Below are 19,636 nucleotides of genomic sequence, written 5' to 3'. Positions count from 1 at the left end.
CGGCCGAAGGCCTACCAGCCCGCGCCCTTGAGCCGGCTCAGCCGGGCGTTCAACCGGGCGACGGCGGCGCCGGCCTCCATCTCGCCGGACATCACGTCATGCGCGGCGGTCCAGATTTCCGAGGACACCTCGTTGTAATCGGCCTTGGTCGGCGCCGAGGGGCGCACGATGGCATTGTCGATCACCGGTTGCCACAGCGGAATGAACGGTTGCCGCGCGCCGATCTCTTCATCCTGGTAGAGCGCCGAAAGCGTGGGCGGCCTGGACGCCTCGATCGCGCGCTTGCGCTGGCTCTCGGTGTCGTTGAGGAAGCGCACCAGCTCGATCGCGGCGTCCTGATGCTCGGAATAGCGCGCCACGCCCAGGTGCGAGCCGCCGAGGATCGAGGCGCCCTGCCCCGAGGCCCCGGCCGGCAGGGTGGTGACATCGACGTCGTCCTTGATCGGACTGTCCTCGCCGGTGACCAGCGCATAGGCGTAATTCCAGTTGCGCATGAAGACCGCATTGCCCGACTGGAACACGCCGCGGGCGTCTTCCTCGGCATAGTTCAGCACGCCTTCGGGGGCGATGTCACCGACCCAGGAGGCGGCCAGCGTCAGAGCTTCGACGGCGGCCTCGTTATTGACCGAAATGACGCCGTCCGGCTCGACCACCTGCCCGCCACCGTAAGACGCGATCCATTCCATTGCGTTGCAGGTCAGCCCTTCATAGGCCGCGCCCTGATAGACATAGCCCCAGAGCTCGGAATTGCCGGCGGCGCGTTCGGCCTCCATGATCTCCTTGGCGGTGGCGGTCAGCTCTTCCCAGGTTCCGGGCACCGGCTTGCCGTGTTTCTCCAGCAGGTCGGCGCGGTAATAGAGCGCCGGCGCGCCAAGAAACATCGGCAGCGCCACCAGCTTGCCATCGACCGTCTGACTTTCCACCGCGGCGGGCACGAATTGATCGATGATATCGGCGGTGGCTTCGGTGAGGTCGATGAAATGGTCGGCGAGTTGCGGCGCCCAGATGACGTCGAGCCGGTAAACATCGATGTCGGCGCTCTGCGCCGCCAGCCACAGCTTGTATTGCGCGAACTGATCGGTCGTGCGCTCCGGCATCCAGACGATGTTGACGGTATGCCCGGTTTCCGCTTCGAAGCGGTCAAGGTTGGCGCGCAGCACATCCTGATCGCGGCCAACCGCGCCGTGCACGATATTGAGCTCATCGGCGCTGACGAAACCGGCAAGGGCGGTGCTGGCCGCAAGGCTGAGCGTGAGGGTCTTCCACAGTGACATGTCGTTCTCCCTGGTGATGTTTACGCGCCTTTTCGGCAGAAGATGGGAGAGCCCCATGCCATCTGCCCGTCCGACTGGCGCAGCCGGACGTAAATGTTTTCCCCGTCTTCGACCGGGCCGAGCGGCACCGCGCCCGCCCATTGCCAGCGTGACGGTGCCGGCAGCGGATGAAAGCGGTAGGCCGGACTGTCAATCGGCCCGAGATTGCCGGCCAGCGCGCCATCGCACAGCCGCGCGGCATCAATATTGAGGCGCTGGTCGCAAAGGTTGGCGAGGATCCGCGCGCCGGGCGCCAGCCGCAGCCGCAGGGCCAGACCCTGGGTGGCGGCGGTGGAATTGTTCGGATTGGCCTCGGCGGTCACGGCAAATCGCGCGATCCCGCCCGCCAGCTGCGCCTCGGGCAACGCGTGGCCCGCATCCTCGCCTTCCAGTGGCGACACGACCTCCTGGCCGCGAAAGCGCGGCTCCAGCGCGAGTATCTCGCCACCCTCGACGCGGATCTCGCCGGTCCAGCGATGCGCCGATCCGCGCGCGCCCCAGCCCAGCTCGAGATAGAGGATCGTCTCGCCCACCCCGGTCAGCGGCGCCGGGTCCAGCGCCGGCGAGAGGCGGGCGTGCAGCCGGCCGTTACGGATCACGTCGATCACGTCGATCTCGCCGCCGGCGACCGCCTCGATGTCGAGCTGCGCCGCCTTGGCGGGTGCCATCACGCCGCCGGTCATTACATCGCCCACCGCGCTCAGCAGGTGGATATTGTCGCCGGTCAATGCCACGGTCCGACGCGCCATGATCGCGTCCCAGAGACCTGCCCGACCGGCATGATCGGCAAACACCGCCATGCGCCCGTGGCCGTAGGACCCGGGAAAGGCGCTGTGATGATCGGTATTGCCGACAACGCCAAAGACATGGCCCTGCGCCAGCCCCCACTGCATCGTCGAATGGCCATCCACAGGCCCCATGGAATGCAGGTAGCTGCGTGGGGTTTCGGAAGTTTCGGCGCAGCCGTGCATGGAGTTCATCTCCACCACCGGCGACAGCCGCTCTTCGAAGCTGTCCCAGTTGATCCCCCGCGCGCCCCGGCGATAGCCGATGTGATGCGGGAAGGCAAAGGCGCGCCCCGGCATCTCGCGGTCCAGCAGGGCATGCAGCTCGGCCGGGCTGTCGGCGAGCCAGAGCGGCGCGGGCGCGAGATCGCGGTACACGATGGTGTAATCGCCGTGCTCGGATCCATGGATTTCATACCCCGGAAAAACCGTGAACGCCTCGGTCTCTGCCGCCGCCAACACGTCGAAATGGGCGCGCCAGCCGTCGCGCAGCCGGGCAAAGCCCTCGACGTGGAAATTGACGATATGCGCGACCGCCGGGTCATCGACCGGCATGTCCGGCCAATGGGCATGGCCGGTTATCGACACGAAATCAAGCTGCAACGCCGCCCGCGCCAGCGCATCGGCAAAGCGGCCATGACCATAGGACAGGTCGCAATGGTTGTGGATGTCGCCGAAACGCGGCGCCACGCCCAGACGGCGGGCAAGTGGCAGGTCGGCCGGGGGCAGATAGGCGCGGCTCATAGGAACTCCTGGGTTCTGGGATCGACCGGGCGGCCCTGCGCGGCCAAGCTCCGTTTGGCCGCGGCGACCAGCTCGAGCGAGACGAGCCCGTCGCGCACGCCGGCCGGTGGCAGCTCTCCGTCCATGAACCGGCGCATGGCGCGAACCAGTTCCAGATCGGCACCAAAATGCGAGCTCGACCTGTCCGCCGCTCCGGCCTCGATGATCTCGCGGTTCTTGCCATGGGCACTCACCAGGTCGATCTGGCCGGAATGCCGCTCCATCCGCAACCGGCCGTTGGCGCCGATGATCTCAAGCGTTTCCTGGTCTTCGGAATAGGGGCCGAAGATGGTGAAGAACAGCGTGGCCACCAGCCCGCTCGTAAAGCGCACGGTGACGACGGCGTGGTCGTCGATGTCGGCGCCGGGGAGATAGACACAATTGTCGTTGCGGTCCTGCGCGGCCTCGGCGGTCAGCCAGCTGTCGTTGGGAACCCGGCCGACGCCCTCGGCCTTGTCGATCAACGTCTCGTGGCGGCGGTAAGGGCAGTCGCGGTCGCATTCGGAACAACGCGCCGGTGCCGTCGGATCTGGGGCAAAGATCGTCGTGCGCCCGCCGGTCGCGGTGACCGAAACCGGCTCGCAGCCCGCGATCCAGTTCAGCACGTCGAAATGATGCGAGCCCTTGTCATTGATCGCCCCGCCCGAGGCTGCATCCTCGCGGTGCCAGAGTTGCAGATAACGGCTGTAGGGAATGACCGAACGCAACAGCACCATGCGGGGTTCGGCGATCGCCTCGGTGCGGGCCAGGCCGATGGCTTCGATCCAGGGCCGCTCGTAGCGGCGGGTAAAGCCCATCATGATCGGTTGGCCGCTCTCGGCCTCGATCGCGACGATCCCGCGGGCATCCGCGAGACTGACGGAAATCGGCTTGTCGAGATAGATGCGCTTGCCCGCCGCCGCCGCCACGCGCACCGGTTCGAGATGGGCGTTTGTATGGGTGGTGACGATGACAAGGTCGACCTGCGGATCGGACACCGCTTCGGCCAGGCTGACGGCGGGGCGGGCCAGAGGGCCGAGGCCCTGGCTGGCATAGATCGCATTGAGATGCCGGGCCGCCATCTGTGCCCGCTCGGGCAGCCGGTCATGCACCGCGACGATGCGAAACCCGGTCTCGCGCGCCAGTTCCGCCATCCGGCTGCCGACGTAATAGATGCCGCGTTCGCCCGCGCCGATCACCGCGACGCCGATGCTGCGTTGGCCCGATCCGGGCGTATAGCTGGCCGTCGGATGTGCGGAACTCTGTGGCATGGGCGCTCCCGAATGCTCGATTCGGGATCAGGTTAAATGAGTATAACTCATGCCACATCCAGGGTTATACTCACCCGGTGACATCAACTGTCAGGTCGTCGACGCTGCCGAACCTGGCCGTGTGGATCGGCAGGTAATGCACCTCGGGCGGCGGCCCGTCGGGCGTGAGCCGGTCGCGCAGCACCCGCTCGAAGGTGTCGATCTTTTCGGCGTCGGCATTGCCGACGGTGTCGAACCGGTTCAAGTGCTCCGACGGGAAATCCACGCTGCCCAACATCATCACCGAAAGATCGCGCCCCGGCACGATGCCGTTTTCCCAAAGCGCGCGATCGAGCAGATAGCCCTCGACCACGCCCAAGGTGATCAGCCCGGTCACGCTCAGCGCGCCGTCATCGCCGCGCAACCCTGCGATCGAGGTCGAGATGTCGGCGCCCGGGAAGGAGCCCGGCAGCGCATCGAGCTCGATCAGCCAGCCTGCCCCCTGCCCCGCGGCGTCGCTCAGGCGCTGATATTCCCGCCGCGCCATGGCGATCGGCCGGGCCGAATGCGCCGAGGTGAGAAAGCCGATGCGCTCATGCCCCGCAGCGCGCAGGTTGCGCCAGGCCAGCGCGAAGGCCTCGCGCCAGTTTGTGCCGATCGCATCCATCCGAAGCCCGGTGGCCGAGATGCCGTCGAACACCACAGAACCCGCGATCTCGGTGATCCGCGACAGAAATGGCAGAGGCAGCGTCTCGAAATGGGTCTGTAGCAGGCACACCCGGAACCGCCCGATCCGCGACAGAATCGAAAGCGCCTGCGCCTCGTCGGTGAACCCCAGAAGCAGGATCGAGATGCCGGCCGCCTTCATCCGCTTTTCGATCTCGAGGATCAGGGTCCGGGCCAGCCGGCTGTCCGAGACCTTGTAGAGCAGCAGGATGTCGGCCTCATGCGCCGGTGTGGAAGGAACCGGGTCGCGGATGACGATCCCCAGCCCGCGCCGCACCTCGAGCCGACCGGTCGCGATGAAAGGCGCCAGCGCACGTTCGACCACCCGCTGCGAGGTGCGGAACCGGCGCATGAGCTCGCGCATTGTCGGCAGCCGCGCGCCGGGACCGCACCGGTCGATCTCGGCCGTGATCCAGCTGGCGAGCCGATCCTGCGTCGCCTCGGTCACGACAGGCGGACCGGGCGGATGGAAACTGTGTATGAGGTCGGAACCACGGGGTATTCGGCGCCCTGAGTGATGGTGATCGTGTCAGGACAGGCTACAGGCAAGGCCGCCGGGCTCCAAGCCGGGGCGGATCACTCCTGGAAGATGACGAAATGTTTCTCGCAGGTCTCCAGCACTTCCCAGTGACCGCGAAAGCCGTTGGGGATCAGGAAGCTGTCGCCGGGGCCGAACTCCTGCCTGTGGCCGTCCTCGTGGATCAGCGCGCAGCGGCCGCGCAGGATGTAGCAATATTCGTCGCGGCCGGTGAAAGCCTGCCAGCGCCCCGGAGTCGAGACCCAGCTTCCGGCCTTCAGCCGCCCCCCTGCCCCGTCATAGTGCAATCCGATCCGCTGGTGCGGATCGCCATCGGTGACGCGGCCGGGCTCGTCGGCGAGGCGGCGTTCGGAGGTGTCGGCGGCGGCGGTCGACAGGTTGATGACATGGCTCATAAGGCAGGCTCCGGTTCGGCAAGGCAGGCGGCATCGGCCTGGGCGGCGGTGACGGCGATCATGTGCAGGATGTCTTCGGAGGAACAGCCGCGCGACAGATCGTTGGCCGGTTTGGCCAGACCCTGAAGCACCGGGCCGATGGCCACCGCACCGCCCAGACGCTGGGCGATCTTGTAGGCGATGTTGCCGCTTTCGAGGTTGGGAAAGACAAAGACGTTGGCATTGCCGCCCAGCGGCGAATCCTTGGCCTTGGCGGCGGCGACATCGGGCACGAAGGCGGCGTCGAACTGCAATTCGCCATCGATCAGCAGCGTCGGATCGGCGGCTCGTGCCAGCGCCGTGGCCTGCACCACCTTGGAGACCGCGTCATGCGCGGCGCTGCCCCGGGTCGAGAACGACAGCATGGCGACACGCGGCACCTCGGCGGTCAGCGTGCGGAAGCTTTCGGCGGCAGAGCGCGCGATGATCGCCATTTCCTCGGCGTCGGGATCGATCACCAGGCCGCTGTCGGCAAAGATATGAGCGCCTTTCTTGGCGTGTTGTTCGGCGCAGAACAGCATCAGGAAAAAGCTCGACACCAGCGGCGTGCCGGGTTTCGGCCCGATCACCTGGATCGCGGTGCGCACGATCTCGGCGGTGGTGGCGACGGCGCCGCCGATGGTGCCGTCGGCCTGCCCCGAGGCCACCAGCGCGGCGGCAAAGACATGGGCATTGTTCACCGCCGCGCGGGCCGCCTCGGGCGTGACGCCCTTGTGCTTGCGGCGGGCGTGGAACAGCGCCGCCAGATCGTCGGACAGCGGAGAGGTTTCGGGATCGTGCAGCACAATGCCCTCGGCGGAAAGGCCCGCCGCGGCAAATCCGGCGCGTATCGCGGCTTCGGGGCCCACCAGAATGGGCCTGGCGATCTGCCTGTCGCGGGCGGCGCAGGCCGCCTGGATGACGCGGGGATCGGCACCCTCGCTGAGCACGATGCGGCGGTTCGAGCGGGCGGCATTGGCCAGCAACATTTCGAGCGGTTTCATGACATGGCTCCTCAGTGGCCCAGCAACATCACGCCGGCAATGACCAGCGCGGCGATAAAGAGAGTTTCCGCCACGATCATGAAGATCGCCTGACCGCCGACATCGAGGATGCGTTTCAGCGAGGTCTTCATGCCGACGGCGGCGATCGAGATCAGCAGCGCCCAGCGGGACAGATCCGACATCGCGTCGGAGATCTGGGACGGGATCAGCCCGAAGGAATTGAGCGTGGCAAAGAACAGGAAGCCGACCACAAAGACCGGCAGCAGCGGCGGGCGCTTGCCGGCGTCGGCGCCGTTGGCATGGCGGCGCACCAGGATCGAGATCACCAGCACCACCGGCGCCAGCATCGCGACCCGGATCAGCTTGACCAGGGTGGCGACCTCGCCGGTCTCGTTCGAGACCGAGAAACCCGCGCCAACCACCTGGGCCACGTCGTGGATGGTCCCGCCCAGGAAGACGCCGGCCACCTCGTCAGAGAATTCGAAGGTCCGCGCCAGGATCGGATAGAGGATCATCGCCACGGTCGACAGCACGGTGACCGAGAGCACGGTGAAGATCAGATTGCGTTCGGAATGTTCGTTCTTGGGCAACACGGCCGAGATCGCCATGGCGGCCGAGGCGCCGCAGATCGCCACCGAGCCGCCGGTCAGCACGCCAAAGCGCCAGCCCCGGCCCAGAAGCCGCGCGGCGGCGAGGCCGAAGAGGATGGTCAGCACCACCCCGGCGATTACCAGCCCGATCAGCTCTGCGCCCAGCCCCACCATCAGCTCGGCCGAGATCCGCACCCCCAGCAGCGCCACGCCGAAACGCAGCACCGAGCGGGCGGTGAATTCGATGCCCGGCTTGCAGGGGCCGTCTTCGGCCAGGAAGTGAAAGGCAATGCCCAGCAGCAGCGCCATCAGCATCGCCGGCGCGCCATAATGGTCCGAGAGGAATTGCGCCGCGGCAGCGATGACCGCCGCAACAAGAAAGCCGTGCAGCTTGGGTTGCACGATCTCGCGCAGGGCGAAAAGGGCGGAGCGGGGGGCAAGTGCCGTCTGCATGGCGATCCTCGTCAGGGAAAGGGGTCTCCCGGCCCCTGAAGGCCGGGAGAGAGGGGGTTACTCGGCGGCCAGGCGCACCGGGGCGGCCATGTCGGCGCCATCGATCCCGGCGACCTGCACCGGTTTCTTCATCGCATCGCGGCGGAAGGGATCGCCCAGTTCCTGGTTGATCATCGCTTCGATCAGCGTGGTCACGCCGTTCTCCATCTGATCCTTGATCGCGGTGTTCAGCGCCTCGGTCAGCTCTTCCATGGTGCGCGCCACGACGCCCTTGAGCCCGCAGGCATTGGCGATGCCGGCATAGCTCACCTGGGTGTCGAGCTCGGTGCCGACGAAGTTGTCGTCGAACCAGAGCGTCGAGTTGCGCTTTTCCGCGCCCCACTGGTAGTTGCGGAACACGATCTGGGTGATCGGCGGCCATTCGCCCCGGCCGATGGCGGTCAGTTCGTTCACCGCGATGCCAAAGGCGCCGTCACCGGCAAAACCCACCACCGGGGTGTCCGGCTGGCCGATCTTGGCGCCGACAATCGCCGGCAGACCATAGCCACAGGGGCCGAAGAGACCGGGCGCCAGGTATTTGCGGCCCGCCTCGAAATCCGGGTAGGCGTTGCCGATGGCGCAGTTGTTGCCGATGTCGGACGAGATGATCGCCTCTTTCGGCAGAGCGGCCGAGATCGCCCGCCAGGCCATGCGGGGGGACATCCAGTCGGGCTTGGCTTCCCGCGCACGCTCGTTCCAGGTGGTGCCGGGATCGTCCTGCTCGTGGTCCATGGAGGAGAGCTGCTGCGCCCACCGCGACTTGGTTTCGGCGATGCGGTTCTTGCGCTCTTCGCGGCCTTCGTCGCCGGCGGTGTCGGAGAGCCGCGACAGGATTCCGTTGGCGACCTTGGCAGCGTCCCCGACAATGCCGACCGAGACCTTCTTGGTCAGGCCGATGCGGTCGGGGTTGATGTCGACCTGGATGATCTTGGCGTCCTTGGGCCAGTAATCCATGCCATAGCCCGGCAGGGTCGAGAACGGGTTGAGCCGCGTGCCGAGGCAGAGCACCACATCGGCCTGGGCGATCAGCTCCATGCCCGCCTTGGAACCGTTGTAGCCCAGCGGACCGGCAAACAGCGGATGCGGGCCCGGGAAGGCGTCATTGTGCTGATAGCCGACGCAGACCGGCGCGGTCAGACGTTCGGCCAGATCCTTCGACGCGGTGATACCGCCATTGGACAGGACGACGCCGGCACCGTTCAGGATCACCGGGTTCTTCGCGTTGGAGATCAGCTCCGCCGCCTTCTCGATCGAGGTCTCGCCGCCCGGCGAGGCTTCGAACTCGATCGGGTCGGGCAGGTCGATGTCGATCACCTGGGTCCACATGTCGCGCGGAATGTTGAGCTGCGCCGGGCCCGAGAGCCGCTTGGCCTGGGCGATCACCCGGGTCAGCACCTCGGCGACGCGCGACGGGTCACGCACCTCTTCCTGATAGGCGACCATATCCTCGAACAGTTTCATCTGTTCGACTTCCTGGAAGCCGCCCTGGCCGATGGTCTTGTTGGCCGCCTGCGGCGTCACCAGCAGCAGCGGGGTGTGGTTCCAATAGGCGGTTTTCACGGCGGTGACGAAGTTGGTGATGCCCGGCCCGTTCTGGGCGATCATCATCGACATCTCGCCGGTGGCGCGGGTGTAGCCATCGGCCATCATGCCGGCGCTGCCTTCATGCGCGCAGTCCCAGAAGGTGATCTTGGCCTTGGGGAAGAGATCCGAGATCGGCATCATGGCCGAGCCGATGATGCCAAAGGCGTGGCGGATGCCGTGGCGTTGCAGAACCTTGACGAAGGCTTCTTCGGTGGTCATTTTCATGGGAATTCTCCTTTTGAACCGGGGGCGTTAGATGATTTCGTCCTTGAGGTAGTACCAGCCGTAGGCCATGCGCTGGCCCAACCTGCGGAACGGCGTGAGCAGCCCGTGCGAGGGCAGCGGCGAATTGAAGATCGGCAGAACGGGGGTCTTTTCGCCGGCGATCTGCTGCGCCATGCGGCGGCCGGCCTGGGCGGAATACATCACCCCGTTGCCGCCATAGCCCATGGCATAGAAAATCCGCGACTCCCGATCCGGCTGGCAGATCCGGGGCATCATGTCGTGGCTGACATCGACCCAGCCCCACCAGGAATAATCCAGGCCGATGCCTCCGAGCGCCGGGAACTTGCGTGCCAGCCCGCGCCGCAGCAGCGCCAGATGCTTGTCGTTCTCGGCATCGCGCCCGGTGACGGCGCTGCGCGAGCCGATCTGCATCCGGTTGTCGGGCAGCAGACGGTAGTAGTGGCGCAGGGTCCGCGTGTCGGTCAGCGGCGAGGTCACCTGAATGCCGCAGGCCTCGAGCTCGGAAGGCGTCAGCACCCGCGTCACCATCGAGTTCGACAGGATCGGCATCAGCCGATGCTTGGTGCGCTTGTGCAGGCCGACCGGAGTATAGCCGGCCGTGGCGACGGCGACGGTCCTGGTCTTGACCGTGCCACCCGGCGTGCGCAGGTAGTGCCAGCCGCCCTGCTCCCGCCAGCCCATCACCGGGCTCGCAGTGTGGATGCGCGCGCCCAGACGCCGGGCCATGCGGACATAGCCAAAGGCCAGCTTGGCGGCGTGGATGCAGGTGCCATCCGGCTCCCAGAGCGCGCCGGCGGCTTCCTGATCCTTGACATGTTCCGCGTGCAGTTCCTCGCGCGAGAGGATTTTCGCGCCGTAGCCGAAGGTCTGGTTCAGCACCTCGCATTCGCGGCGAAGCCCGGCCATCACCTTGTCGCGGTGGGCAATGTAGTAATGGCCGCCGGGCTGCGGATCGCAATCGATCTCCTCGCTGGCGATCAGGTCCTCGAAAAGCCGGAAGGCCTCAGTCACCTCGTCGTGCATGGCGCGCGCCACATCGACGCCCCAGCGCTTGATCCACTGCGACCGCTTGAGCCGGCCCGAGGAGATCTGCGCCTGACCGCCATTGCGGGTGGAGCAGCCCCAGGCCACCGAATTGGCCTCGAGCACCAGGGGTTGCAAGCCGTGATCCTTGGCCAGGTGGATCGCGGTCGACAGGCCGGTATAGCCCGAGCCGATCACCACGACATCAGCCTCGCAATCGGCGGTGATCGGGCCGTCGTCCTCTGGCGCCGGGCCGGCGGTGCCGACCCAGTAGGTCGGCGCGAAGTCCCGGTTGTGGCCCGGCCCCGCGTCGACAATGGGATCATACTTCGGATCGTAGCTGGCCTTGGGCCAGCAGAGAGGGATCGAACCGTCGGGCATCTGGAACAACCTCCTGAGAGTGAGCGGGGAAAGCTGGGATCAGGCCTTGAAGGCCGGGCGGGATTTGCGAAGCGCCTGTTTCACGACGATCTTGCCGTCGCGCAGGGTGAAGAGATCGGCGCCCTCGGCCTCGATCCGCATGCCGTTCGCGTCGGTGCCCGAGAAGGTCCATTCCGACACCGCACGATCGCCGTGCACGAAATGCGAATGGTGATCCCAATGCGCATCGGTCATGCCGGCCCAGACCCCGGAGAACGCCTTAGCAATGGCCTCGGCCCCGTCCACCCTGGCGCCGAATTTCTCGTCGCCGCCAACGGTGTAGAACACGCAATCCTCGGCGAAATGGGTCATCACGCCATCGATGTCGTGACGGTTGAAGGCGTCGAAGGTGGCGGCCAGATCATCGGCGGTCAGGGTTTTCTCAAGCGTGGTAGTCATGTCATGTCCTTTCATTTGGCGGGTGTGTCGGCGTCATCCCGATAGGGGATGATCAGCGTGGGAATGTCGGATCGGCGCAGCACCCGCTTGGCGACGGTGCCGAGGAAGCTGTGCGACAGCCCGTGGTCATGGGTGCCCATGACGATCAGGTCGCAGCCCAGCTCGCGGGCGCGGCGCAAGATCACCTCGGCCGGATAGCCATCGGTCACCTCGACGCTGGTCACCTGATCGCGGACCTTGCGGTCTTTGTCCTCCAGCGCCGCCCAGAAGCGCGCCTGGCGCTCGGCCAGCAGCTTGCGCACCATTTCATGCCGCGCCCGGGTGGCGGATGTCCGGCTGTCCTCGTTCACAACGAAAAGCTCGAAGGTGATGCGGGCGTCTTCCGAGACCGGCTCGTTGACGTGCAGTACGTGGATCTTTGCCCCGGTGGCCTGCGCCAGGCTGGCGGTGTGGCGCAGCGCATAGGTCGAATTGCGCGACAGGTTGGTGGCAAAGAGGATGTGGGTAACGCTTGGTGTCATGTCCCCTGCCCCGCTCAGTAGCCCAGGAGCCGCGGCAGCCACAGGGACAGCTCTGGCACGAAGGCGATGATGAAGATGGTGATCGTGTTGATCGCGGCGAAGGGCAGCGCCCGGAGCGAGATTTCCTCGATCGAGATGTTCGAGATGCCCGAGGCGATGAAGAGGTTTTCGCCCAGCGGCGGGGTCTGGAAGCCGATGCCGAGCGCGCAGACCATGACCACGCCGAAGTGGATCGGGTCGATGCCGACGCTGTAGGCCACCGGCAGCATGACCGGCACCAGGATCAGGATCGTGGCCAGCGTCTCCATGAACATGCCGACGAAGAGAAGGAAGAAGATGATCAGCGCCCAGATGACATAGATGTTCGAGGTGAGATCGAGCATCGACTCGGCGATCATCGCAGGGATCTGGTTTTCCACCAGCAGCCGGCCAAAGACGGTGGCGGTGAAGAGGATCAGCAGCACCCGACCGGTGAGCCAGGTGGTGGCTTCCAGTGACTGGAACAGGGATTTCCAGGTCAGCTCGCGATAGATCACGACGCCGACAAAGAGCGTATAGGCGATGGCGACGATGGCGGCCTCGGTCGGGGTGAAAAAGCCGGTGTAGATGCCGCCCAGGATCACCAGCGGCGCCATCAGCGACCAGAAGCCCTTGTAAAGCTGGGTGGTGATGGTCTGCATCGACCAGCCTTCGGCATTGCCGGAATAGCCACGCTTGCGGGCCAGCAGGAAGTTCATCAAGAGCAGCGACGAGGCGATCAGGAAGGCCGGCACGAACCCCGCGATGAAGAGCTTGGAGATTGACACCGACTGAAAGGTGCCATGTTCGGCCACGGCCTCGGGCGGCGGCACCATGCCAAGGGCGGCGATGCCGAAGATCACCATCGGGATCGACGGCGGAATGACGATGCCAAGCCCCCCGGACGAGGCGGTGACGGCGGATGCATAGCCCTTGTCATAGCCGCGACGGATCATCGCCGGGATCATCAGCATGCCGACGGCGGCGGTGGTTGCCGGGCCCGAGCCCGAGATCGCGCCAAAGAACAGGCAGGCCATGACGGTGGCGGCGGAAATGCCGCCGGTGAACGGCCCGGCAAAGCTCTCGGCGACATTGATCAGCCGCTTCGAGATGCCGGCGGCCTCCATCAGCGCGCCGGCCAGAATGAAGGCGGGCAGCGCCATCAGCGGGAACGACCCGACCGAGGTAAAGGCGATCTGCACGAATTTGATCGGGTTGTCGCCCAGCACGACGAAGGAGACCAGCGACGAGACGCCAAGCGCCACGGTGATCGGCGCGCCGATGATCAGAAGCAGCAGGAACGAGCCGAACAGCAGGGTGGTGATTTCGGTTTCCATCGCTCAGGCCTCCTGCACGCGGGTTGCGGGGGTTTCGGCCTGGATGGCGTCGAGGTCGATCTGGTCGGGGTCGGACACGTCATCACCGCGCACCAGCTTGATGTAATTCACCTGAAGGATGCGGATCGTCATCAGGGTGAAGGCCACGGGCAGCACCACATAGACCCATTTCATCTCGATCCCGAGGGTCTGGCTTTTCCAGAACTTGTTCATCTTGTTGAAGACAAAGTCGTAGGACAGCCAGACGAAGGTGACATTGAAGGCCACCCAGAACAGATCGGCAAAGGCCTCGATCCATTTCACGTGGCGGCGCGGCAGGAATCGGAACTGAAACGTGACGCGGTTGTGTGCGCCTTTCAGCGCCGCGTAGCTGGCACCGAAGAACACGAACCAGACGAACATGTAGACGCTGAGTTCCTCGATCCACGAGAAGGAATAGCCAAACACCTCGCGCGCCACGATCTGAACGAAGAGCAGCAGCACGAAGCCGCTGAGCAGCGTGCGGCAGATGAGGCTTTCGAGATTGTTGAAGATGCGGGCCAGCATGGGGCACTCCTGTCCTGTTCGGGGAAGCGCGGGTCTGCGCTTCCCCGTCCGGTCGGCCGGTTTGGGGAGGGGAACCGGGTTAGTTGGTGGCGACCGGATCGCGGCCGATGGCGGCCAGCGCCTCGTTCAGCTTTTCGACACCGCCGATCGAATCATAGAACTGCGGCCAGACTTCGCTGGTGGCGAGATCGATAAACTCCTGCTCGCCGTCTGCGGGGTCGGAGATCTGCATGCCGCGCTCGACCAGCACGTTCTTGATCTGCTCTTCCTGCTCGCGCAGATACTGGGCCGAAAATTCGGTGGCCGCCTGCCCCGCGTCCAGAACGGCCTGTTGTTCCTCTTCCGACAAGCCCTGGAACACCGCTTCCGACACGATCAGCGGCTCGATCGAGAACAGGTAGCGCAGATTGGTGACGTGGCTCTGAACCTCGTCGAATTTCATTGAGTAAACAGTGATATAGGGGTTGTCCTGACCGTCCACCACGCCAGTTTGCAGGCCGGCGAACGTCTCGGACCAGGCCATCGGCGTCGGGTTCACACCCCAGGCCTTGTAGGTGGCGATCATGATCTCATTTTTCGGCACGCGCACCACCAGGTCCTGAAGATCGGCGACGGTGGTCACGGGTTTCTTCGAGTTGGTGAGGACGCGAAAGCCGGAATAGGCCCAGCCGAGGATGCGCACGCCACTGTCACGCAGGGTGTTTTCCACCAGCTCCTGGCCGATCGGGCCCTGGGTCAGGGTTTCGGCATCCTCGAGGCTCAGCATCATGTAGGGCAGGGTCAGCACGCCGACGCTGGGCGAAAACGGCGTGACGTTGTTGATCGCGAGGATCGAGAAATCCAGCAGGCCCATGGCGGCGTCATTGACGGTGTCTTGCTCGGAGCCAAGCTGGCCGTTGAGGAACAGCGTGCCGGTATGCGCGCCGCCGGTATTTTCCTCGAGCGCGGCGACGAAGGCCTTGCCAAGCGCTTCCTGGGTGCCGCCGGCGCCATCGCCGACCGCGATCTTGAAATTTTTGGCCGAGGCCGGAGCCGCCGCGATCAGCGCCGCCAGCGAGACCGCCGTGCCGAAACGCGCCAGTTTTCCAATGAAAGTCATGCCATCCTCCCGAGGCAGTTGAAATTTCCCGCCTCGGGGTTCGTTGTCCCAAAGCACGATGGGGCCGGTATAGGGCGTTTCAATGCGTGCAAAAATGTGCCAGATTGAAAGTATGGTTTCATAAATTGGAAACATTACCATGGCCCGACAGATGCTCATCCCGCAGATCGGCAATGCCGACCTGAAACTGTTGCGGATTTTCAAGACGGTGGCGGAATGCGGCGGCATCTCGGCCGCCGAATCCGAGCTGAACACCGGGCGCTCGACGATTTCGAAACACCTGTCCGACCTGGAAACACGACTTGGCTTTCGACTGTGCAACCGGGGGCCGGCCGGGTTTTTCCTGACCGACGAAGGCGCGCAGGTTCTGACGGCCACCGATGCGCTGCTGGAATCGGTCCGCGACTTTCGCACCCGGATGAACGAGGTGCGGCAAAAACTGGTCGGCACACTGCGCATCGCCGCCTTCGATCAGAGCATTTCCAACCCCGAGGCGCGGCTGAGCCATGCGCTGCGGCTGTTTTCGGACCGTGCGCCGGATGTCGATCTAGACCTGTCGATGTTGCCGCCCAACATTATCGAGGCACGGCTTCAGGAGGGACAGCTCGATATCGGCATCATCGCCCGTCACCGCCCCCTGCCCGGTCTCGATTACATGCCGGTGCATGGCGAGGACATGTACCTCTATTGCGGCCGCGGTCACCCGTTCTTTGACGCACCCGAGGCGCTCGATCTGGAAACGGTGCGTGGCGCGCGATATGCTGGTATCTCGTTCAACTCGCCCAACCTCCAGGTCGGGCAATCACTGAACATGCGGTCCCGGGCCGTGGTGCAGAACGAGATGATGCTGGCGATGCTGGTGCTGTCGGGCCAATACGTCGGCTTCATCCCGGCCCATATGGCCGAGCAATTCGAGCAGCAGGACAAAATGCGCCGGGTGCTGCCAGACCAGATTCACTATCGCACCTCCTTTGCCGCCGCCACCCGCCGCGCACCCGAGCCGAACCGGCTGACCCGGGTGTTCCTCGATGTGCTGCGCGAAACCTATCCCGCCGGATCCCCTGCCCCGCAAAGCAGAACGCCCGCCAATGTGGGCGGGCGTTGCGGGTAACCCATGGGTTACGGTCGCTGTGGTAACCCGCGGGTTACCGGTTCAGCGCGGCCTCGAAAGCCTCGATCGCGTGTTGCAGCCGCTTGCGATCGACCGACGAGAAATCGATCTCTGACAGGATGCGGCATTCGCCCTTGCGGGCGGTCACCTTGGTGCTGCCGACGTGAAATTCGTACTTCACGCTTTTCTCAGCCTGCGGCTTGCGCGGCGTCTGGGCGGTGCCATCGGCAAAGCGGCGCAGGATGGCGGTCTGCTCTTCGGCGGTCTCCGCCTCTGCCAGATCCGCACGCAGGGCCGGCGCCAGATCGGGCGCCCCCTGCAACCGCCGCGCCACCTCGACCCCCAGATTGCGCGCCACCGCCTTGGGGAATTTCAGCGCCGTGTCCAGCTCGTCCAGCAGGAAGACGAAGCTGCGGATATAACTGCGCTTCATCTTGTGCAGCGAAGCATAGATCCGGCTGACCAGATCGGCGGCCGCCTGCCCCTCCTCGCGCGCCGCGATGATCGCCACCTGTGCCATCTCGGCAAAGGTCAGGTCTTCGCGAATGACGTTCTCCTCGACCATGTCGATATAGAGATCGATGCGGTTCACCGCGCCGTCATCGACCCGCGCCACCGCATGGGCAAAGCGGTCGTCGGCGGTTTCCTTGTAAAGCTGTCGCAGCGCGGTCAGCCGTCGCCAGCCTTTCTTGAGCTGATAGCCGCCGGCGACGGCAAAGACCTCGATCGGCTCCTTCTGGCCGCGTTCGCGGATCGAGGTCTTGAGTTCCTCCATCTCGTCCGAGGCGGCCACCGCGTCGAGATCGAGCCTGTCACGCGGCAGGGCGTCAGTCTGGATGTCACCGAGCGCGATCTCGACAAGCACCCGGCCCTCGCCCTGCGCCCGGCGCCATTCCTTGGCGTCGGACGCATTCTGCCGGCGCTGCTCGACCAGGCTCTCGGTGCTTTCGGCCAGCGATCCGGCCGCTTCGCGCACCGCGGCCCCCATCGGGCCGACCTCGCGTTTGCGCTTGGGGGTGTCCGGCGTCTCGATCGGGCCGAAACCGAATTTGTTCTTGCTCATGCCTCAACCTCCTCTTTTGCCTCGCGCCGCTCCCAGGCGCGCAGCACCACCTCCTTGAACTCGTCATAGGTGGCATCGAACGACTGGCGCGCGCGCTTCCATGTCTCGCGCGTCATCTGGCGATAATCCTGTTCGTAGACCGACATCTGAAAGCGCCCCGATTGCTCGACCGCGCGGGTCATCTCGATGGCGTTGTTGCAGACGTCGGCGCCAAAGACATTGCGGAACGCCTCCATCATCGCGACATGCAACGGGTTCGACGCCTCGAAACGGGTCATTAGCAGCCGGATGTCATCGAACTGCTTGGGCAGAGTGATACCGGCGTCCTGGGCGATCCTGGCATACCCCTCCGAAATATCCTCGAGCGCATCACCGAGCTGGCCCAGAAAGCTGGTGGTGCTGTCATATTCCCAATAGCCGGGGCCGGAGGGGATATAGAGGATATCGGCGGCAAAGGCGGCATTCAGCGACTGATAGCCGATGGCGGGCGGGCAATCGAAGATGATCAGATCGAACTGGTCGTCCGGCAACTCGTCCAGATATCGCGCGACGCAGCCAAAGAAGCTCCAGGCCTTGTGCATCGAGCGATATTGCGCGCTGGCAAATTCAACAAAGGCGGCATTGGCGCAAGAGGGGATGATGTCGATGGTGGGCCAGGCGGTTTTCTGGATGAAATCCTGCACCCGTTGGGCGCCGATCGATTGCACATCCTCCGGCAGCTCGTCGGCGGTGGGGTAGGGGCAATCGGCGGGGTCGTCATAGGCGGCGGCAATGCGGTCGGCCTCGCGGCAGAGATCGCGGCACATGATGCCCCAGACGGTGTTCCATTCCTTGACCTCGACCAGCCCCATGGAATGGGTCAGGGTCGCCTGCGGATCGAAATCGACCACCAGCACGCGGTAGCCGTCGAGCGCGGCGGCATTGGCCAGGTGCTGCGCCACCACCGTCTTGCCGACACCGCCCTTGAAGTTCGACACCGCGACCCGCATCGCTCGGCCGCCGGGGCGTTTGGGCAGCAGGGTCTTGCCGCGAAACCGGATGCGGCGGCGCAGCTCGTTGATCTCGGCCAGCGAGAACCAGCGCTGCCGGCCGTCCTCTTCGGTGGCGCCCTGCGGCAGCGACGGGTCGTCGGCCAGCTTCTTGCGCAAGGTATCGGCAGGCACGTTGAACATGAACTGGCTGATTTCCCAGATCGAGAACGGACGCAGGATTTTCTCTTCGCCCGGAGAGAAGGTCGCCTTGCGGACCGCCGCCTGTTGCGCAAGGCTTCGTTCGTTCATCGATTGCAGGTTGGAATGATCTCGCATGACCTCACTCGCGTTTTATGCTATTGAAGCCTGAATAACCGGATTTTACCGAAGCGCAAAACGCAGAAATCCCGAAATCGCGATTTTTGCCGGAAGCGCCGGGAAAAACGGGAAATTTGTGGAGAACCTGCAACGAATTGGGTGACACCGTGATGCCAATCGCAGGATATAGGGTGACAGACAGCGGGCAATAAGGTGACAACTGAGTGTCCCCCTATACCAATATACCTTCTATTTCTTTATTTTCAGGATTTCAGAGAGCGTTCCCGTATTTAACTCGTTGTTGACAAAAAACGGGATTAGTGAACACTCAACACCAGAACGGGAATCGGACAGAGAGACGATCCCGGAGGCAAAGAGTGGGCAGATATGGATGCAAAGCGGTATACCGGGCCACAGGCGGGGTCACAGAAGTACGATCTTCTGACTGCGCTGTCGGTGGCGGGATTGAGCGGCTCTCCCGGGTTTCAGACCTCGATGCTGCGGTTGGTGGCGTTGGTGACGGCACGCTACAACTGGGGCCGCAACGAGCTGACCGTCGGGCAACGCGAAATGGCGCGGCTCTGGTCGGTCGATGAACGGACGGTGAAACGCGAGATCAAGCGGCTGACGGCGGCATCGATCCTGCTTCAGCTTCGACCGGGGGTGCGAGGCAGGGTGGCCGCCTACCGGCTCAACATAGCCGAAATCCACCGGCTGAGCGCGCCGGTCTGGGATCGGGTCGGCCCGGACTACGCCGACCGGATGGCGCACCAGGGGCCGCCACCCGCAGCGCCCACGGTGACACAGGTCGATTTCGCGGCGGCCCAACCGGCGGACCCACCGCAGCAGATCGATCCACCCGCCGGGCAGGGCGGTCCCTGGGCGCGAACGCTGGCGCGGCTGGCGCAGCTCGAACCGGCATTGCACCGAAGCTGGTTCGCCGCGCTTACACCCGGGGCCTGCGAGGCCGGCGTGCTGACGCTTCGGGCGCCGTCGCAGTTTCAGGCGCGGTATGTTCAGACCCATCATCAGCGGCTGCTCCTGGGCACCGCGCAGATGGAATTCCCCGATCTCAGGCGGATCGAGATCTGCGCCTGACACCGTGGG

The 19,636-nt window shown here is 64.9% G+C and carries 18 protein-coding genes; 2 read left to right on the top strand and 16 right to left on the bottom strand.

Going from position 1 to position 19,636, the window contains the following annotated elements:
- Positions 1-11: 11 nt before the first annotated feature.
- From AC0J5K_RS22330 to AC0J5K_RS22265, 14 genes are all read right to left on the bottom strand, one after another.
- Positions 12-1,274, bottom strand: coding sequence for an ABC transporter substrate-binding protein (locus tag AC0J5K_RS22330; protein ID WP_420398427.1), 1,263 nt, complete (start codon positions 1,272-1,274; stop codon positions 12-14).
- Between the two features lie 20 nt (positions 1,275-1,294).
- A complete protein-coding gene (locus tag AC0J5K_RS22325) occupies positions 1,295-2,842 on the bottom strand; it encodes a CehA/McbA family metallohydrolase domain-containing protein (protein ID WP_420398426.1) in 1,548 nt (515 codons plus the stop codon).
- Positions 2,839-4,131: a Gfo/Idh/MocA family protein gene (locus AC0J5K_RS22320; protein ID WP_074837756.1), complete on the bottom strand. Its 1,293-nt coding sequence runs from the start codon at positions 4,129-4,131 to the stop codon at positions 2,839-2,841. Before AC0J5K_RS22320 ends, AC0J5K_RS22325 begins: the two co-directional genes overlap by 4 nt.
- 70 nt (positions 4,132-4,201) lie before the next feature.
- Positions 4,202-5,284 (bottom strand): hypothetical protein, encoded by a 1,083-nt coding sequence (locus AC0J5K_RS22315; protein ID WP_420398425.1) that lies wholly within the window; start codon positions 5,282-5,284, stop codon positions 4,202-4,204.
- A 128-nt stretch (positions 5,285-5,412) separates the two neighbouring features.
- On the bottom strand, positions 5,413-5,769 hold the full coding sequence (locus AC0J5K_RS22310; RefSeq protein ID WP_274590816.1) for a cupin domain-containing protein: 357 nt from the start codon (positions 5,767-5,769) through the stop codon (positions 5,413-5,415).
- Positions 5,766-6,791, bottom strand: coding sequence for a phosphate acetyltransferase (pta, locus tag AC0J5K_RS22305; RefSeq protein ID WP_350154152.1), 1,026 nt, complete (start codon positions 6,789-6,791; stop codon positions 5,766-5,768). Before pta ends, AC0J5K_RS22310 begins: the two co-directional genes overlap by 4 nt.
- Positions 6,792-6,802: 11 nt before the next feature.
- Entirely contained in the window at positions 6,803-7,834 is a 1,032-nt protein-coding gene (locus AC0J5K_RS22300) for a YeiH family protein (RefSeq protein ID WP_053083424.1), read from the bottom strand.
- A gap of 57 nt (positions 7,835-7,891) precedes the next feature.
- Positions 7,892-9,682, bottom strand: a complete 1,791-nt coding sequence (gene xsc / locus AC0J5K_RS22295) for a sulfoacetaldehyde acetyltransferase (protein WP_283638776.1) — start codon at positions 9,680-9,682, stop codon at positions 7,892-7,894.
- 27 nt (positions 9,683-9,709) lie between these two features.
- Positions 9,710-11,107, bottom strand: coding sequence for an NAD(P)/FAD-dependent oxidoreductase (locus AC0J5K_RS22290; RefSeq protein ID WP_283638775.1), 1,398 nt, complete (start codon positions 11,105-11,107; stop codon positions 9,710-9,712).
- Positions 11,108-11,146: 39 nt separating this feature from the next.
- Entirely contained in the window at positions 11,147-11,521 is a 375-nt protein-coding gene (locus tag AC0J5K_RS22285) for a nuclear transport factor 2 family protein (protein ID WP_139211467.1), read from the bottom strand.
- A 35-nt stretch (positions 11,522-11,556) separates the two neighbouring features.
- Entirely contained in the window at positions 11,557-12,066 is a 510-nt protein-coding gene (locus AC0J5K_RS22280; protein ID WP_074837750.1) for a universal stress protein, read from the bottom strand.
- Positions 12,067-12,080: 14 nt separating this feature from the next.
- Positions 12,081-13,421, bottom strand: coding sequence for a TRAP transporter large permease (locus AC0J5K_RS22275; protein WP_048535736.1), 1,341 nt, complete (start codon positions 13,419-13,421; stop codon positions 12,081-12,083).
- 3 nt (positions 13,422-13,424) lie between these two features.
- Positions 13,425-13,967 (bottom strand): TRAP transporter small permease, encoded by a 543-nt coding sequence (locus AC0J5K_RS22270; RefSeq protein WP_420398461.1) that lies wholly within the window; start codon positions 13,965-13,967, stop codon positions 13,425-13,427.
- A 79-nt stretch (positions 13,968-14,046) separates the two neighbouring features.
- Complete coding sequence (locus AC0J5K_RS22265; RefSeq protein ID WP_274590875.1) at positions 14,047-15,066, bottom strand: TRAP transporter substrate-binding protein; 1,020 nt, start codon at positions 15,064-15,066, stop codon at positions 14,047-14,049.
- Positions 15,067-15,205: 139 nt separating this feature from the next.
- Here AC0J5K_RS22265 and AC0J5K_RS22260 point away from each other — a divergent pair, with 139 nt between their 5' ends.
- Complete coding sequence (locus tag AC0J5K_RS22260) at positions 15,206-16,177, top strand: LysR family transcriptional regulator (RefSeq protein ID WP_274590874.1); 972 nt, start codon at positions 15,206-15,208, stop codon at positions 16,175-16,177.
- A gap of 34 nt (positions 16,178-16,211) precedes the next feature.
- Here the strand turns inward: AC0J5K_RS22260 and AC0J5K_RS22255 are convergent, their stop codons facing one another.
- Both AC0J5K_RS22255 and AC0J5K_RS22250 read right to left on the bottom strand, forming a co-directional pair.
- Complete coding sequence (locus AC0J5K_RS22255) at positions 16,212-17,240, bottom strand: ParB/RepB/Spo0J family partition protein (RefSeq protein ID WP_274590873.1); 1,029 nt, start codon at positions 17,238-17,240, stop codon at positions 16,212-16,214.
- The gene (locus tag AC0J5K_RS22250) at positions 17,237-18,547 is read right to left on the bottom strand and encodes an AAA family ATPase (protein WP_139211457.1); all 1,311 of its coding nucleotides are present in this window, start codon (positions 18,545-18,547) and stop codon (positions 17,237-17,239) included. The genes AC0J5K_RS22255 and AC0J5K_RS22250 overlap by 4 nt, the downstream gene beginning before the upstream one ends.
- Before the next feature lie 369 nt (positions 18,548-18,916).
- Between AC0J5K_RS22250 and AC0J5K_RS22245 the strand changes: the two genes are divergently transcribed.
- Positions 18,917-19,627 carry a DnaA N-terminal domain-containing protein gene (locus AC0J5K_RS22245; RefSeq protein ID WP_420398460.1) on the top strand — a complete coding sequence of 237 codons (711 nt, stop codon included), beginning with the start codon at positions 18,917-18,919 and terminating at the stop codon, positions 19,625-19,627.
- Positions 19,628-19,636: the final 9 nt, after the last annotated feature.

This window comes from Marinovum sp. E3 (genome assembly GCF_055755275.1).
Note: the sequence above shows the minus strand (reverse complement) of the source record. Positions and strands in the feature narration are given on the sequence as shown.